The following is a 15591-nucleotide window of genomic DNA, read 5'->3' on the forward strand; positions in this document are numbered from 1 at the left end:
ATTTCCCGCCGTTATTGGGGAAATAAAATTTAAAATAAGCATTATGAAAAAGTTATCAATCGCCCTGGTTTTAGCAGCTGGAAGTGTAACACTTGCAAACGCGCAAACTACAGACTCTGCAAAAAAAGTACAGTCGGAATCAGCAGTTGCTGAATTAAAAGCGGATACCAACGTTGTGGCTCCGGCTACAGAAGAGGCAAAAATGGAAACCAAAGCCGATGTATTGCAGGCTGAGGAAACCACCGCCAAAAAGGAAGCACCTGCTGAAATGAAAAGAAAAGCGAAGGCTGAGAAAAAAATGGAACCGGCCAAGCTGGAAGATTAATTCCGGACCAACCCAAACTGAAAAATTCCCGCTGCCAGGCGGGAATTTTGTTTTAAATTGTAACACCGGTTTACGGTGTCTGTTTATTATCTGTTAAAGTTTTATACAACGCCCTGCGCCAGCATAGCTTCTGCCACTTTTACAAAACCGGCGATATTTGCACCTTTTACATAATTTACATAACCGTCTTCTTCCGTGCCGTAATCTCTGCAGGCTTTGTGAATACCGATCATAATTTCTTTTAAGCGTGCATCAACTTCTTCCGATGACCAGTTTAGGCGAATGGAGTTTTGCGTCATTTCCAGACCGGATGTAGCAACGCCACCTGCGTTGGACGCTTTCCCTGGCGAGAACAGTACCTTGTTGTCGAGGAAATAATTGATCGCCTCCAGACTCGATGGCATATTTGCAGCTTCCGTTACGCAGACAACGCCGTTCGCCACCAGTTTTTTTGCGTCATCAAGATCGAGTTCATTCTGTGTTGCCGCAGGAATGGCCACATCACACTTGACTTCCCAAGGTCTCTTGCCCGCGTGGAACTCCACATTCGGGAACTTTTTAAGAAAATCTTCCGCTCTGTTGTTTCCGGAGGAACGAAGTTCGAGCATATAATCTACTTTTTCACCGGTAATTCCGTCTTTGTCGTAGATATAGCCATCGGGACCGGAGATTGTAAGTACTTTTCCGCCGAGTTCCTCCACTTTTTTCACCACGCCCCAGGCCACATTTCCAAAACCGGAAACGCAAACCGTTTTACCTTTAAAATCTTCATTAATGGTTTTCAGCATTTGTTCTGCAAAATATACAACGCCGTATCCTGTAGCTTCGGGCCGGATAAGTGAACCACCGTAAGCCAAACCTTTGCCAGTAAGAACACCGGTAAATTCGTTGCGTATTTTTTTATACTGACCGAAAAGATAACCGATTTCTCTCGCTCCCACACCGATGTCACCGGCTGGCACGTCGGTTTCAGGACCGATATATTTGCAAAGCTCCGACATGAAAGCCTGGCAGAAGCGCATGATCTCCATATCAGATTTACCTTGTGGGTCAAAATCTGCACCGCCTTTTCCGCCGCCCATTGGCAGCGTTGTCAGTGAATTTTTAAATGTCTGTTCGAATGCAAGAAATTTCAGCACCGACAGATTTACCGTCGGGTGAAAACGGATACCGCCTTTGTAAGGTCCGATCGCGGAATTCATCTGAATTCGGAAACCGCGGTTTACCTGAATTTCATTATTGTCATCAACCCATGGCACACGGAAAATAATAGTTCTTTCGGGCTCTGCCATCCTTTCCAGAAGCTTCATACCGTTGTACTGCGGCCTCGTCGAAATAAATGGGATTACAGTAACTGCAACTTCCTTTACAGCCTGAAGAAACTCCGGCTCGTTTGGATTTTTAGCTTCGATTTTGGCAATAAATTCCTGAATTTTTTGCTCTACATTATAGTGTTCCATAAAGGTTAATTATTATTGTTAACAAATTTAATTGTTTTTTCAACTCTTGCAAGTAAAATTTTGTGATTTGAGAAAATATTAATAAATTTCTACATTATTTTTATTAAAATGATAATTTACACGCCTTTTCTGATGATAATGAAATGTTAATTGCAAATCACTAAATTTTTATAAAAAGCAATTGGGCTACACAACCATATACTGTCTCCCTGAAAGCGCCTTGATCACTCCCGAAATTTCCATCTGCAATAAATCCGGCAAAATCCTGTACGTAGCTACACCCAAACGCTCCGAAATCTCGTCCAGTGAGACAGGTTTTATTTTATCCAGCGTTTGTAGAATATTTTCCTGACTTTCGCTGAGTACAATTTTTATCTCGGAGGTAGGAAACAGATTCCCAACACTTTCCGAAAGATCGTGGAGATTCAGCTGACTCAGCAATCCGGCTACTGTTGAAATGATGCCGGCTTTGTTCTGGGAAATCAGGTGATTGCAACCCTGGCTGTATTTATCGTTAATCTTACCAGGCAGTGCATACACATCGCGGTTGTAATTTGCGGCGAAAGTGGCCGTGCTTACCGAGCCGCCGCCAAAAGCAGTTTCTACTACAATTGTAGCCGGTGAGAGGCCTGCGATTACTCTGTTCCTTTGAATGAAATTTTCGCGGTCGGGTTTTTGGCTGGAATTAAACTCCGAAAAAAGCACACCGTTCTCCTGCAGAATTTTTTCGGACAGTTTCCGGTTCTTCGACGGATAAAGTGTGTGGAAACCGTGTGCCAGAACAGCAAGCGTAGGAATATTGTTTTCAAGTGAGAGCTGATGGACTTCTGTATCTACACCCAACGCAAGACCGCTGGCAGTAAGAATATTTCTGTTTTGTGCCTGCTCCAGAAAATCCTGAATAAAGTGCTTGCCGTAGGACGTGATATTGCGCGTACCGACTATACTTAAAGGTTTCAGGTCATGATTATAATTTCCCTTCTGGTACAGAATTGCGGGAGCATCGTCACATTCGTTGAGTAGGGCAGGGAGCTCACCCAGATGTCTCAGGTTAATTTTGATGTGGTTTTTTTCGCAGAAAGCCAGTTCTTTTTCTGCAAATTTTAAATGCTCGGAGTTGCCAATTTCAGCTGATATCTTTTTTCCGATACCGTAAATGTTTTTAAGCCCCGATTTGGAAAGTTCCCAGACTTCTTTGGCAGAGCCTGCCTCAGCGACAAGTTTCCGAAAGACGATATCGCCGATCAGCGGGCAGTGCCGGAGTGCAACAGCGTAGAAGGTTTCTTCGCAGAACATGACATGATTTTTCCAAAGTTATCGAAATTTATCCGTTTTTCCGGATTTCATCTAAATGATCCCAGATGTCATCTTTCTCTTTGTAAGGGAGTTCCAGAAAATCGTCGGGATGGTTTTCTTTGTACTGTTGCCAAAGTTTATCGTCTTTCTCACTGTAATAATTTGGATACTGCCAGATAAAACGAATGTTTTTTTCGCCACTTTTGCGGAATATGAACGCCATTATAATTCCTACTACTGCCCCGGAAAGGTGAGACTGCCAGGATATTTTGCTGGGTTCTTGTAAGTGTGAAAAAAGTTCCTCGGGCATTACGCCCCAGACCAGACTGCCATAGTATAGCGCAACAACCATAGAAACTGTAAGCAATTTCATATTCCAACGGAAAATGCCACTGAAAAACAGAAAGAATGCCAGCGCGTAAACAATGCCACTGGCACCAATGATACACACTGTATTATAGGCACCGGTAAAAATATCAATAGGCGGCAAAAGCCACACCAGGAAGGCGGTAACAAACCAGCCCAGAAAGAAAACTTTTTCAGCAATAAACGGATAGAACTGAAACAGCAAAAACATCAGTACGAAAATCGGTACCGAATTGCCAAAGATGTGCTCCAGATTGCCATGCAGAAAAGGCGAGAAGAATATACCTTTCAACCCCGCAGGATTCAGCGGAATGATGGCACCGCTGCAACCGTCGAAAAGATTGAGATGCTGAAGCAGGAAACCCAGCCACATGGCCGCAACCATCAGGGCTGCATACATTACCGCCTTGTAGTTGAGGGTCTCTTTTAGCATAAATACTTTTTTGACAAAATTGCGACCAAAATAATTATTGAGTAAATATGGCTATATCTTTTAAAAAACTCAAATTATTGAGACAAAAAGTAATAAAATCGCCAACTTCAAGTTTTAGCCTTTTGTTTCTTTGCCCTAAATTTGCAACGTATGAGAAATGTAATTTTAGTTTTCGCTTTTCTGTTAATTTCATCAATGCTCTTTTCCCAAAATGCCAAAGACCGCCTGAAGGAGATCGATTCCATTGCCCAAAAACGGTGGGACTCTGCAGCGCTTGATCTGGACAGCCTTGCAAATCCAAAGTTTGTAAATTTTGACCGGCATTTTAAGGATACCATCGTGATTCGTGATAAGGTCGTAATAGCGAATCTTACCGATGAAATTCCCGTCACGCCCTATAACATGCTCCGCATGAAAGATCCGATCCGCTGGTTCCATTACGGCCAGGGTAATGTTGTTTTTAACCAGTCATCATTTTCCAACTGGAATTCCGGCGGTAATAATAATATTGGGATCATCGGAAAAGTGCGGTATAACTTAAGCTATAAAAAGGACAAGCATTTTCTGGATAACAACCTGAAAGTTGGCTATGGCTTCGTGGCGTCTGAAGGCGAGTCTGCTCGGAAAACCGAAGATTATATCAACCTGATGAGCAATTATGGGTACGATATTGGTAAGAATTTTTATCTCTCAACGGGATTTCAGTTTCTGTCGCAGTTTTCAGCAGGTTACAATTATGCCGAAACTCCAGATCCCGATTACAGCGACCGGATCTCAGCCTTTATGTCGCCCGGTTATTTAAATGCAGGTTTTGGTATTTCTTACAACCCCAACGAAAATTTTCAGGTCATTTTCCGACCGATTAACGGAAAGTTTACATTTGTCCTTGATCCCGACCTGCAGAAAGCGGGAAGATATGGTTTGGAAAAAGACGGACAAAGTGTGCGGGCGGAAATTGGTGCGCTTGTCAATGTACTTTACCGCATCAAGATTTATAAGGATATCGATTTTGTGAACCAGATTAATTTTTTCAGCAACTACGTCTTTCATCCGGAACGGGTTGATATCGCTTATAACGGGACTCTGAATATCCGTTTCAACAAATTTATTTCTACAGTGGTTAGCCTGGATCTTCTTTATGACCATGATCAGATCCAGAAACTTCAGATGAAGCAAACGCTCGGCGTAGGATTTTCGTATAATCTGGGCTATGAGTTCAAAGAAAAAGATAAAAAAGTCATCAAACCTTTCGTTATCGACCGCCTGAATCCAAAGATTGAGTAATTTTTTTCTTAAAGAATTTCTGCAGAATTTTTCAAATTCTACACGTTCCAAAATTCGCGGTCGAGGCTGCGGTACTGAATTGCTTCAGAAATATGACTTGCATTAAGGTTTTCGGTAAGTTCCAGATCGGCAATGGTTCTGGCGACTTTTAAAATCCTGTCGTAAGCCCGCGCCGAAAGGTTCAGTTTTTCCATCGCAATCCGAATGAGGTTTTGGGAGGCATCATCAAGTTCACAATGTTTCTCGATTTCTTTCGGACCCATTTGCGCATTGTAGTGTATGTCCGAGTTGGTGTATCTTTTGGTTTGAATTTCTCTTGCACTCAGCACTCTTTGCCGTATGGTATCGCTTTGTTCGCCTTTTCTTTTGTCCGCTAACTGCTCAAATTCCACTTTTTGCACTTCGATATGAATATCGATGCGATCGAGCAGTGGTCCTGAAAGTTTATTCATATAACGCTGCATCTCAAACTGCGAGGAGGTATTATTGGGATCGTCCGGAAAAAATCCGCTCGGACTGGGATTCATACTCGCCACAAGCATAAAACTTGCGGGGTAATTGACAGTAAATTTCGCTCTGGAAATGGTGACTTCGCGGTCTTCGAGCGGCTGGCGCATCACTTCGAGCACTGTCCGTTTAAATTCTGGCATTTCATCCAGAAAAAGTACACCGTTATGCGCTAAGGAAATTTCGCCCGGTTGCGGATAGCTGCCGCCGCCTACTAAAGCCACATCGGAAATTGTGTGATGCGGACTGCGGAAAGGGCGCACGGTCATCAACGAGGTTTCCGTACCGATCTTTCCTGCAACAGAATGAATTTTTGTAGTCTCTAAAGCTTCCTTTAATGTTAAAGGCGGCAAAATGCTGGGAACTCTTTTTGCAAGCATTGTTTTACCGCTGCCCGGCGGTCCGATAAGTATAATGTTGTGTCCGCCTGCAGCCGCAACTTCCATTGCACGCTTGGCGGTTTCCTGACCTTTAACTTCCGAAAAATCGAAAGGAAAGTAATTGATCTTATCCTGGAACTCTTTTCTCGTGTCGATCGTTGTCCGCTCCAGCGGGATATTTTCATTAAAGAAATCAATGACTTCTTTAATGTTTTCAATGCCGTAAACCTCGAGCTGATCCACAATCGCAGCTTCGCGGATATTTTGTTTTGGCAGAATAATGCCTTTAAAACCTTCCTCCCGCGCTTTGATGGCGATGGGCAGAACTCCTTTGATGGGCAGAAGGCCGCCGTCGAGGGAAAGCTCTCCCATGATGATATATTCACCAATATTCTCGGCCGCGATTTGGTCCGAAGCGGCCAGAATTCCGATTGCAATACTGAGATCGTAGGCTGAACCTTCTTTTCGAAGATCAGCAGGCGCCATGTTGATGGTGATTTTTTTGCCCGGGATTTTAAATCCAACATTTTTCAGTGCGGCAGAAATGCGGTAACTGCTTTCTTTGATGGCATTGTCGGGAAGTCCCACCAAATGATAGCCCACGCCGGAAGTGTCGACATTGACTTCAATCGTAATCGTTTGGGCGGAAACACCGTAAATGGCACTTCCATAAACTTTTACCAGCATGATTTGTGTTTAGATACTAAAATTAGTAAAATAATTGTAATCTGCAGAAAGAAAATAAAATACGGCGATCTATTTAAGCGCGGTGTTTACCGGAATAAAAAAACTCCGCAGTTTCCTGAGGAGTTCAATGGGTGGTACGGGGTTCGAACCAGCGACCTCTGCGATGTCAATCCCGAAGTTTCGGGACTCTCAACCTTAAAATAAAAAATAAAAACTCCGCAGTTTCCTAAGAAATTTTGCGGGAGGTACTGGGTTCCAACCAGCGACCTCTTCGATGTCAATCCCGAAGCTTCGGGACTCTAAACCTTTCAATAAAAATAAAAACTCCGCAGTTTCCTGAGAAGTTTTGTGGGTGGTACTGGGTTCGAACCAGCGACCTCTGCGATGTCAACGCAACGCTCTAAACCAACTGAGCTAACCGCCCGAAATAAAAAAAACCTCAGAAAAAACTGAGGTTTTTGTGGGCCCTGAGGGATTCGAACCCCCGACCCTCTGGGTGTAAACCAGATGCTCTGAACCAACTGAGCTAAGAGCCCTTTTCCCGTGTTTGATTTCTCAAATTTTGGTTCGGCAAATATACAAGTATTTTTTATTTCTCCAAATTTTTTTCTAAAAATTCTCCCACTACAAAGTTGCTTCCGCCGATAAATATCATTTCATCTTTCTGAACATGCTGTTTCGCAGAAAGATAGGCCGCATCAACGTCATTAAAAATTTTATAAGAAATTTCCGCTTTTTGGAGCAAATCTTCATATTCAGCAGGGTGGCGGCCGCGGTTATTGCCCGGTTTCGCAAAATAGAAGGAAGAATTAAGAGGTAAAATCATCAATACTTCGTCAATTCTTTTATCATTTACAAAACCCAGGACAATATGCTTAAATTTTGGTATTGAATTTAGCTGTGCAAAAACTTTCTCCAAACCCGCGTGATTATGTGCAGTATCACAAATTACTAAAGGCTCATCGGAAAACTGATACCACCTTCCCAGGAAATCTGTATGTCCCTGCACGTGCAAAAGTCCATTTTCAACCTCTGATTCCGTTATCGCGTAACCAATTTTCCGCAACTCTGCAATTAAAGCCAGAACTACTTTAATGTTTTTACTCTGGTAATTTCCCTGCAGATCAGAACGTAAATCCGTCCGGATAAGCGTTGCATCTACAAATTCGGCGCCTGTATCCTGCGCTTTTTTTCTAATGATTTCACGGGTTGTCGGATCCTCGTCACCGCAAATTACCGGGATTCCGGGTTTTATAATTCCGGCTTTTTCAGCAGTAATTTCCTGAATCGAATTTCCCAAAATATTCTGGTGATCAAGCGCCACATTTGTAATCGCCGTGACTAACGGTTGAATGATGTTTGTTGAATCCAGTCGGCCGCCAAGTCCAACCTCAATAATGGCAATATCTACTTTTTGCAGCCGGAAGTATTCAAAAGCCATTACGGTGGTAAATTCAAAAAAAGAGGGCACAATATGAGACGGTAAATTCTGCAGTTTTCGGATAAACTGGTATACAAATTCACGGTCACACTTTTTACCGTTTATTTTGATGCGCTCGCGGAAATCGATAAGGTGAGGAGAAGTGTACAGGCCTGTTCTGTAACCCGCTTCCTGAAGTACGGAGGCAAGCATGCTGCTTGTAGAACCTTTGCCGTTGGTGCCGCCGATATGAACCATCTTAAGGTTTTGTTCCGGATTTCCGAAGAAGGTGCAAAGCTTTTTAATATTTTCGAGCCCCGGTTTATAGGCTGTCTCGCCCTCATTCTGAAAACTGGGTATCTGAACAAAGAGCCAGTCAATTTCCTGCTGATATTCCTGATCTGTCATGATGTAAAGTTGTGAATAAAGTCCGGCCTGCGGAAATGCAAAAGGTTTTTAAAAAGTAATTTGGTAGACGCCTGTAGACGACGTATTTGCTTTTTCTGCCTTTACATATTTTTTTACCCAGGAAACCGAATTTGTGACCACGCAAGGATCTGAAACGCCACCAGAGCGCCTGGCTGACACTACGTTGCCGGCTTTATCCACGGTATAAGAAATATTAATTGTTCCACTGGCAGTGCAGCTGTGTGTGGGTTGCGCACCTCCGCGCCCCATAGTTCCCGGTATAAAACCAATAAGCTTACGGTCGATGCCGATCTTGCTGTCACCATTTCCATCGCCGCCCAATGGATCGCCGGCGTTTCCTGTGGTGCCGGCTGTTCCCTGCGTGCCGGTTTTTGTGCCGCGACCTTTCAGGAGATTTCCAATAGCGGCAGTTCCCTTCCCGTCGCCGGAACCGGTCTTTGCATTTGCTGTTGAAGGTTTTGCCGGTGCGCTTTTTGTGGTTGTACTTTTCGATGAAGCCGAATTTGCGTTTGGCTTGGTGGTTTTAATGGCCTTCTCCACCTTCGGAGCAGAAACCTTGGTATTTGTACCTGTGAGAATTTTTTCTTTTACAACCGGTTTTGCCACTTCAGTTTTAGGTTCAGGTTTTGTTTCCGGCAGATTTTCAGCAGCAGTTTCCGGGAGTTCTGTTTCGGTATTTGCTGCAAGACTACCTTCCTGGTTGGCAGGCTCTTCGGTCTGCGCGCCATTTTGTTGATCGCCGAAGTTGATCAGCATTGTGGTCAGTTCTTCGGGTTTTTCTGTAATCTTGGTAAATTTATAATAGAAGATTCCCAGAAAAACAAGAAGCGAGATCAGCAAAGTGAGCACGGCACTTTTACGTTTATCGTTCTCGGAGTTTTTCTTATGTCGCAGGGCGTAATCCATTTAAATACAAGATCTTTAAAAATAAAAAAATTAATTTCCGTCGGTCTGTGTGGTAGCAATAGCTAAATTGTAGTGATGTGTTTCGGCAATTCCCATTACAAAAACCACATCCTTGTGTCTGGTGTTTTCATCCGCACGAATCGTAAAGGCGGGATTGGTATCATCTTTTAAAGTATTCACCAGATAATTTTCCAGGTCCTGCTTCGGAATTTCCTTATCGTTTACAAAGTATTTGCCATCTTCCTGAATCGTGACTGTGGCGGGATCCTGGACACTGGGATTGGCAGCCTCTGCTTTGGGGAGTTTCACATCAATAGCACTTTGGCTAATTGCCGAACTCGTGATCATGAAAAAGATGAGCAGCAGGAAAATAATATCCGTCATGGAGGCCATGCTGAACTCGGCGTTGACTCGGTTTCTGCGTTTAAGTTCCATTAGAGTGGTTTATTTAGGGCGTCTAAAAATTCGTTGACATGGGTTTGAATCTTTAAAACCAAACGATCCACATTGGTAACCAGAATATTATAAAAGAAGTAAGCAGGTATTCCGATGAATAATCCGACCGCGGTAGTTGCCATGGCGGTGTAAATTCCCGAGGCCAGGAGTTTTGGGCTTACAGCGCCGGTTACATTTGAGATCTCGAAAAAGGCCATGATCATTCCGACCACAGTTCCCAGGAAGCCCAACATCGGCGCGGCACCTGACGCAGAAGCCAGGATGTTGAGATTTTTTTCAAGCTTCGAAACTTCGAGCTGACCTTGGTTTTGCATCGCGTTTGAAATATCAGAAATCGGTCTTCCGATTCTTGCCAACCCTTTTTCGATCATGCGTGCTTCGGGAGAATCTATAGTTTTGCAGTAATCTACCGCGGTCTGTATTTTCCCTTCCTGTACGAAGTCTTTGATATTCTCCAGAAAATTCGGTGTCTGTTTCGATGCCCTTTTAATAAAGAAAAAACGCTCCAAAAAAATATAAAGCGCCAGGATTCCCAGCAGAAAAATTGCGATCATAATAACGTTTCCAATTAATCCGCCACTGAAGAGGATATCCCAAAGCGAAAAAATATGCTTTTCTGTAGTTGTGTTCAGCGCGGGAACGGGTGTTTGTAAGAACATTGAGTGCTTTTTTTTGTATTAAAGTTGAACGGCAAAAGTACCTTAATATTATAGATTTTAAGGCATTTCCGCGGATTAGGACAAAATTTGGATTAATCTTCGCCGACTTCGATCACATCGGGCTTAAAATGGCATTTCAGTTTAAACGGGATCGGTTCCCCGGAGCCTGTGTAAAAATCATTGATGTGGCCGGACCAGAAGAGTTCAAGCTCGTCTTCTGCATTTTTCTGAAAAGCGAGTGTGTTGTCGTAAAGGTAGGCATCTTCGTCATCAAAAAGATCCACTTCGGTGTACGTTTCTTCAGACTCGTCGATCTCGAATTTCCTGTTCACGATCTCGCCATCTTCCAGCGGAAACTCCACTACATCCAGGGAGAGTTGCGGGAAATTATATTGCAGGGAATCATCGTCAACATGATCCAGGCAGTCATCAGTTATGACCTCCACTTCCAGAAAATGTTGCTTGTTGCTGTAAACCGCCTTGCAGTAAGTGCTTTTGATGTGATATTTAAGGGTTTCTTCAGGATGGTAGATTTTTAAAATCCCTTTCATTTTGTAAGAAAAAATTGTGTTATAAAAAAATTATCGGTCAAATCTGTATTGAGCAAAGATAAAAAAATGTGTGGTTGGTAAAAATCTTTTTTATTTAACCCAAAAACACTACTGTTTTGTGGATTTCGCTTCATTAATATGTTTAAAGTTCTTCTGCTGATTACCATATAAAGTTAAAACGAATAATTTGAACAAAAAAAATTAATTTAGCGTATTCAAAATATTTAAATGAAAAACCTCTTTTATAAAGTGATTACCGGCCTGGCTGTGATCGCCTCCGTTTCGGCCTGCAAAAAATCGGATTCGCCTTTAACCAAAGAAACACCCGCCGACCTGGATTCGATTGCCGCTGCATATTATGCTCAATATCTAAAGTTTTATCCGCTAGAGGCCACCGCTCAGGGAGATTCACAGTACAATGACCAGCTGCCGGTAAACATCAGCAAAGATTTCATTTCCAAAGAAATCACTTTTTACAATTCCGTGCAAAAACAGTTGGGCAAAGTTGATTATAAAAATCTGAGCGACGATAAGAAAACCGTATATAACGTGTTGGATTATACCTTAAAAGATAAAATCGAAAGATATGCTTACCACCCGGAATATATTCCCTTCACACAGTTTGGTGGTCTGCCGCTGGATTTTCCGCTGCTGGGAAGTGGCGAAGGAACACAACCCTTCAAAACCGAGAAAGATTATACAGACTGGCTGAAGAGATGCGAAAAATTTCCCGTGTGGATGGATACTGCAATTGCAAATTTCAGATTGGGAGTAGCAAATCAGTATGTACTGCCTAAAAAGCTGGTTCTGAAAATGATTCCTCAAATGAAAGCGGAAGAACTCACCTCCACGGATTTCAACAAAAACATTTTTTACGGCCCGATACGGAATTTCCCCGCGAATTTTTCAGCCTCGCAAAAAGAAAGATTCACAGCGAAGTACAGGGATATGATTAAAAATCAAATCATTCCGGCATATGCGAAGATGGCTCAGTTCCTGGAAACTGAATATTTGCCCAAAGCGCGTACTACGGATGGAATCAATGCGTTACCGCGCGGCAACGAGATTTACGCATACTACACCAAAAGCTGGTCTACTACCGGAAAAACACCCGAGGAAATCAATAAAACCGGCTTGGAGCAGGTGGCCATGCTTCGTGCTGAAATGGAAAAGGTAAAGCAGCAGCTGGGTTTTAAAGGAACCTTAGAGGAATTCATTACGCACCTTAAAGCAGATCCGAAAGCCATGCCATATAAAACCAGTAAAGAGGTTTTAAAAGCTTTTAATGACATACTCGCCAAGATAACACCCAAACTTGAAACCATGTTTTCGGTGACACCTAAAACTCCTTTTGAGATCCGCCAAACCGAAAAGTTTCGGGAAGCGACCGCAAGTGCCGAGTATATTCAGGGAACGCCCGACGGGAAAAGGCCAGGCATATTTTATATTCCTCTGCCTGAACCGTCGAAATTTAATGTGACTTCCGGCATGGAGTCGCTTTTCCTGCACGAGGCAATTCCGGGACATCATTATCAGATTTCTTTGCAGCAGGAAAATACATCGTTACCCAAATTTATGCGTTTCGGGTGGTTCGGTGCCTATGGCGAAGGTTGGGCACATTACTGTGAAACACTTGGCCCGGAGCTGGGGCTGTACACAGATCCGTACCAGAAAATGGGATATCTGAGTGATCAGATGCTGCGTGCGGTGCGCCTTGTGGTAGATACGGGAATACACACGGGAAAAATGACACGTGAGGAGGCTATTCAATATTTCCTAAGCAACATTTCCTATGATGAAGCTGGCGCTACTGCCGAAATCGAAAGATATATGGCAATGCCGGGACAGGCAGTCTCCTATAAGATTGGCTCACTTAAGATCCGGGAACTTCGGGATAAATACCAAAAACAGCTCGGTTCCAAATTCAGTCTGGCGAAATTTCATGATGAAGTCCTTAATCAGGGTTGCCTGCCGCTCGATGTACTGTCGCAAAAGATGGATAACTGGGCGAAGAAACAATAAAGGAAATTAGGTTTTGTCAGCTCTTTTGAAAAACCGCAGTAAACTTTTGCTAAAGCTTTAAATCTTTAGGATTATCAGTAAGAAATATGGCACCATAATAAAATGCGGTCAAAGACCTTTTAAATAAAAACAGTATTTTTACATTTAAATTTTTTTTGTCTTAATGAAAACCGATGCGCCACTTCCTGCTTTCGCCGTGCAGCAAAATGTTTTAGAAAACGTATTATGGGAGCTGCCTTTTGGATTTTCGCTGCATAACAGCGATCATCTTATTGAGTACGCCAACGAAACCTGGCTGAATATTCTCGGCCGCTCACATGCAGAAGTTATCGGCAAAAATATTTTCGATTTCATGCCCGATAATGCACGTGATTTCACAGCCATTCTGGCAAATATCAAAAGAACAAAAAAACCGTTTTACTCACCGGAATACCGTTTAAAGAGAAACCGGAACGGCCAGACCGAGGAGGTGTTTTTTAATTTTGTGTACCACCCAATTTACGACGACGCTGGCGAATTTAAATTTTTTGCCTCCGTAGTGCTGGAAGTTACGGATCTGATCAGCATTAAAAATAAAATTAAAGCCGATGAGGAGCGGCTCCGTCTCGCTACCGAAAGTTCGCATACCGCGACCTGGGATCTTAATCTGAAAACCGGCGAGATCATTCATTCTCCTTATCTGTCGAAAATTTTTGGATATGAAAAAACCGATCAGGTCACTCATGCGATTCTGCGGAGTCATATTGTGGAACGCGACCGGACAGACATAGTTGAACGGGCTTTTGATAAAGCGCTGAAAACCGGCATTTATCAGTATGAAGCGCGGATCGTAGATAAAGAGCAGTGTGAAAAATGGATCTATACCAACGGCAAGATATTTTTTGAGGAAGACGGTATGCCAAGCCGCATGGTAGGCGTTCTGCAGGACATCACCGACAGAAAGATCCAGGAAATGCTGTTGCAGGAAAGTCATCATCAGCTGAATACTGCCATGGATGCCACCAAACTTGGCCGGTTTGATATGAATTTTGAAACGCTGGAAAAATATAACTTTTCGCCACGTTTTATGGAAATTCTGGGGTATGACCCCAAGACTGAAATATTAAGTTCAAAGGTTTTTGAAAAACATATCCATCCCAATTTTCGGGAAAGAAGAGCGGAGGCTTTACAGAAAGCCGCTAAAACGGGCGATCTTTACTATCAGGCAAAAGTAATCTTGCGCGACGGCCAGGAAAAGTGGATCGAATTGTACGGCCGTCTGCTACAGTCACCCGAAGGTGCAAAATCATACATCTCCGGAACCATCCGCGATATTACAGAGTACAAAAATTACGAACGCAGCATTAAAGAGAGCGAAAAGAAATACCGGTTTTTGGCCGATGCAATGCCGCAGATCGTGTGGATTGGCGAGAGCGATGGGCGCCTGACCTATTTTAACCAGGCAACGCTGGATTATTCCGGTAAGAATTATAACGAATTTGTTTCCGCAAATGGTTGGATCGACATCGTGCATCCCGACGAACAGATTGAAAATGTGCGGTTATGGGAACATTGCGTGCGCACCAAGGAGCCTTTCAATTTTGAGCACCGTTTCCGCAATAAGAATAATGAATACCGCTGGTTCCTGAGCCGCGCCTTCCCCGAAATTGATGAAAACGGAAATGTGAGAAAATGGGTCGGCACCAGTACGGATATCGACGATATGAAGAAGCAGGAAAAGCAGAAGAATGATTTCATTAAAATGGCCAATCACGAACTGAAAACTCCTGTGACAACCATTAAAGGATATGTGCAGCTGCTGAAAAAAATGCGCGGCCAGTCCGATGATAAATTCCTGACAAATTCCCTGAACACCATCGAAAATCAGGTGAATAAGCTCACAATGCTCATTGGTGACTTGCTGGATATTTCGCGAATGGAATCGGGCAAGTTGCCGCTTAACAAAAAAACTTTTTCACTCGTTGGTCTGGTAACCGAAACCATCGAAGATATTAAGGCCTCCGAACAAAGCCATCAGATCAATTTCGAACTGAAACATACGTCGGATATTGAGGTGTATGCAGACAAGGACCGAATTACCCAGGTTTTAAATAATCTGCTGACCAACGCCATTAAATATTCGCCGCTAAAGAAAAGGGTAGATGTTGAGCTTTTTGTGGAGCGCGGCAATGCTGTGGTGTCTGTAGAAGATTTCGGTATCGGCATGGATGAGTGTGAGCTGCTGAAGATCTTCGAGCGTTTCTACCGTGTCTCCGGTGAAGATGAGGAAACTTACCCCGGCTTTGGGATCGGGCTTTTCATTGTTAAAGATATTCTGGAAAGACACGAAGGCAAGATCTGGGTGAAAAGTGAGAAAGAGAAAGGCAGTAAATTTTACTTTTCTCTACCTTTAAATAAAATTTAAATTCTA

General features: G+C 43.1%; 13 protein-coding genes and 2 tRNA genes. 4 read left to right on the top strand and 11 right to left on the bottom strand.

Features of this window, described 5'->3' with window-relative positions; translation table 11 throughout:
* The first annotated feature begins 43 nt into the window (after positions 1 to 43).
* Positions 44 to 325 carry a hypothetical protein gene (locus H562_RS0101310; protein WP_027375858.1) on the top strand — a complete coding sequence of 94 codons (282 nt, stop codon included), beginning with the start codon at positions 44 to 46 and terminating at the stop codon, positions 323 to 325.
* A gap of 101 nt (positions 326 to 426) precedes the next feature.
* Here H562_RS0101310 and gdhA read toward each other — a convergent pair whose 3' ends face one another.
* The 3 genes from gdhA to H562_RS0101325 all read right to left on the bottom strand — a co-directional run bounded on the left by gdhA (position 427) and on the right by H562_RS0101325 (position 3880).
* The gene (gene gdhA / locus H562_RS0101315; protein ID WP_027375859.1) at positions 427 to 1785 is read right to left on the bottom strand and encodes an NADP-specific glutamate dehydrogenase; all 1359 of its coding nucleotides are present in this window, start codon (positions 1783 to 1785) and stop codon (positions 427 to 429) included.
* A gap of 186 nt (positions 1786 to 1971) precedes the next feature.
* Positions 1972 to 3081: a DNA-processing protein DprA gene (gene dprA, locus H562_RS0101320; protein ID WP_027375860.1), complete on the bottom strand. Its 1110-nt coding sequence runs from the start codon at positions 3079 to 3081 to the stop codon at positions 1972 to 1974.
* Positions 3082 to 3109: 28 nt separating this feature from the next.
* On the bottom strand, positions 3110 to 3880 hold the full coding sequence (locus H562_RS0101325) for a rhomboid family intramembrane serine protease (RefSeq protein WP_027375861.1): 771 nt from the start codon (positions 3878 to 3880) through the stop codon (positions 3110 to 3112).
* 150 nt (positions 3881 to 4030) lie between these two features.
* Between H562_RS0101325 and H562_RS0101330 the strand changes: the two genes are divergently transcribed.
* Positions 4031 to 5164: a DUF3078 domain-containing protein gene (locus H562_RS0101330; protein ID WP_027375862.1), complete on the top strand. Its 1134-nt coding sequence runs from the start codon at positions 4031 to 4033 to the stop codon at positions 5162 to 5164.
* Between the two features lie 38 nt (positions 5165 to 5202).
* On the opposite strand, the gene H562_RS0101335 is transcribed toward H562_RS0101330, so the two are convergent.
* From H562_RS0101335 to H562_RS0101370, 8 genes are all read right to left on the bottom strand, one after another.
* Entirely contained in the window at positions 5203 to 6738 is a 1536-nt protein-coding gene (locus H562_RS0101335; RefSeq protein WP_027375863.1) for a YifB family Mg chelatase-like AAA ATPase, read from the bottom strand.
* Between the two features lie 349 nt (positions 6739 to 7087).
* A tRNA-Val gene (locus H562_RS0101340) sits at positions 7088 to 7162 on the bottom strand.
* Positions 7163 to 7199: 37 nt separating this feature from the next.
* Positions 7200 to 7274 (bottom strand) — tRNA-Val (locus tag H562_RS0101345).
* A 53-nt stretch (positions 7275 to 7327) separates the two neighbouring features.
* A complete protein-coding gene (locus tag H562_RS0101350) occupies positions 7328 to 8566 on the bottom strand; it encodes a bifunctional folylpolyglutamate synthase/dihydrofolate synthase (RefSeq protein WP_027375864.1) in 1239 nt (412 codons plus the stop codon).
* Positions 8567 to 8614: 48 nt separating this feature from the next.
* Positions 8615 to 9493, bottom strand: coding sequence for a hypothetical protein (locus H562_RS0101355; protein ID WP_034690390.1), 879 nt, complete (start codon positions 9491 to 9493; stop codon positions 8615 to 8617).
* Positions 9494 to 9523: 30 nt separating this feature from the next.
* On the bottom strand, positions 9524 to 9928 hold the full coding sequence (locus H562_RS0101360; RefSeq protein WP_027375866.1) for an ExbD/TolR family protein: 405 nt from the start codon (positions 9926 to 9928) through the stop codon (positions 9524 to 9526).
* The gene (locus H562_RS0101365; protein ID WP_027375867.1) at positions 9928 to 10608 is read right to left on the bottom strand and encodes a MotA/TolQ/ExbB proton channel family protein; all 681 of its coding nucleotides are present in this window, start codon (positions 10606 to 10608) and stop codon (positions 9928 to 9930) included. The genes H562_RS0101360 and H562_RS0101365 overlap by 1 nt, the downstream gene beginning before the upstream one ends.
* A gap of 92 nt (positions 10609 to 10700) precedes the next feature.
* The gene (locus H562_RS0101370) at positions 10701 to 11159 is read right to left on the bottom strand and encodes a hypothetical protein (RefSeq protein ID WP_027375868.1); all 459 of its coding nucleotides are present in this window, start codon (positions 11157 to 11159) and stop codon (positions 10701 to 10703) included.
* Positions 11160 to 11387: 228 nt separating this feature from the next.
* On the opposite strand from H562_RS0101370, the gene H562_RS0101380 reads away from it, so the two are divergent.
* Positions 11388 to 13181 (top strand): DUF885 domain-containing protein, encoded by a 1794-nt coding sequence (locus H562_RS0101380; protein ID WP_027375869.1) that lies wholly within the window; start codon positions 11388 to 11390, stop codon positions 13179 to 13181.
* Positions 13182 to 13344: 163 nt separating this feature from the next.
* Positions 13345 to 15585 (top strand): PAS domain-containing sensor histidine kinase, encoded by a 2241-nt coding sequence (locus tag H562_RS0101385; protein ID WP_027375870.1) that lies wholly within the window; start codon positions 13345 to 13347, stop codon positions 15583 to 15585.
* Positions 15586 to 15591: the final 6 nt, after the last annotated feature.

The organism is Kaistella palustris DSM 21579 (genome assembly GCF_000422265.1).
Taxonomy (GTDB): domain Bacteria; phylum Bacteroidota; class Bacteroidia; order Flavobacteriales; family Weeksellaceae; genus Kaistella; species Kaistella palustris.

Excerpts from the sequence above, each read along its gene's own strand:
- H562_RS0101310 (WP_027375858.1), top strand. The coding sequence starts at position 44 with ATGAAAAAGTTATCAATCGCCCTGGTTTTAGCAGCTGGAAGTGTAACA.
- gdhA (WP_027375859.1), bottom strand. The coding sequence starts at position 1,785 with ATGGAACACTATAATGTAGAGCAAAAAATTCAGGAATTTATTGCCAAA.
- dprA (WP_027375860.1), bottom strand. The coding sequence starts at position 3,081 with ATGTTCTGCGAAGAAACCTTCTACGCTGTTGCACTCCGGCACTGCCCG.
- H562_RS0101325 (WP_027375861.1), bottom strand. The coding sequence starts at position 3,880 with ATGCTAAAAGAGACCCTCAACTACAAGGCGGTAATGTATGCAGCCCTG.
- H562_RS0101330 (WP_027375862.1), top strand. The coding sequence starts at position 4,031 with ATGAGAAATGTAATTTTAGTTTTCGCTTTTCTGTTAATTTCATCAATG.
- H562_RS0101335 (WP_027375863.1), bottom strand. The coding sequence starts at position 6,738 with ATGCTGGTAAAAGTTTATGGAAGTGCCATTTACGGTGTTTCCGCCCAA.
- H562_RS0101350 (WP_027375864.1), bottom strand. The coding sequence starts at position 8,566 with ATGACAGATCAGGAATATCAGCAGGAAATTGACTGGCTCTTTGTTCAG.
- H562_RS0101355 (WP_034690390.1), bottom strand. The coding sequence starts at position 9,493 with ATGGATTACGCCCTGCGACATAAGAAAAACTCCGAGAACGATAAACGT.
- H562_RS0101360 (WP_027375866.1), bottom strand. The coding sequence starts at position 9,928 with ATGGAACTTAAACGCAGAAACCGAGTCAACGCCGAGTTCAGCATGGCC.
- H562_RS0101365 (WP_027375867.1), bottom strand. The coding sequence starts at position 10,608 with ATGTTCTTACAAACACCCGTTCCCGCGCTGAACACAACTACAGAAAAG.
- H562_RS0101370 (WP_027375868.1), bottom strand. The coding sequence starts at position 11,159 with ATGAAAGGGATTTTAAAAATCTACCATCCTGAAGAAACCCTTAAATAT.
- H562_RS0101380 (WP_027375869.1), top strand. The coding sequence starts at position 11,388 with ATGAAAAACCTCTTTTATAAAGTGATTACCGGCCTGGCTGTGATCGCC.
- H562_RS0101385 (WP_027375870.1), top strand. The coding sequence starts at position 13,345 with ATGAAAACCGATGCGCCACTTCCTGCTTTCGCCGTGCAGCAAAATGTT.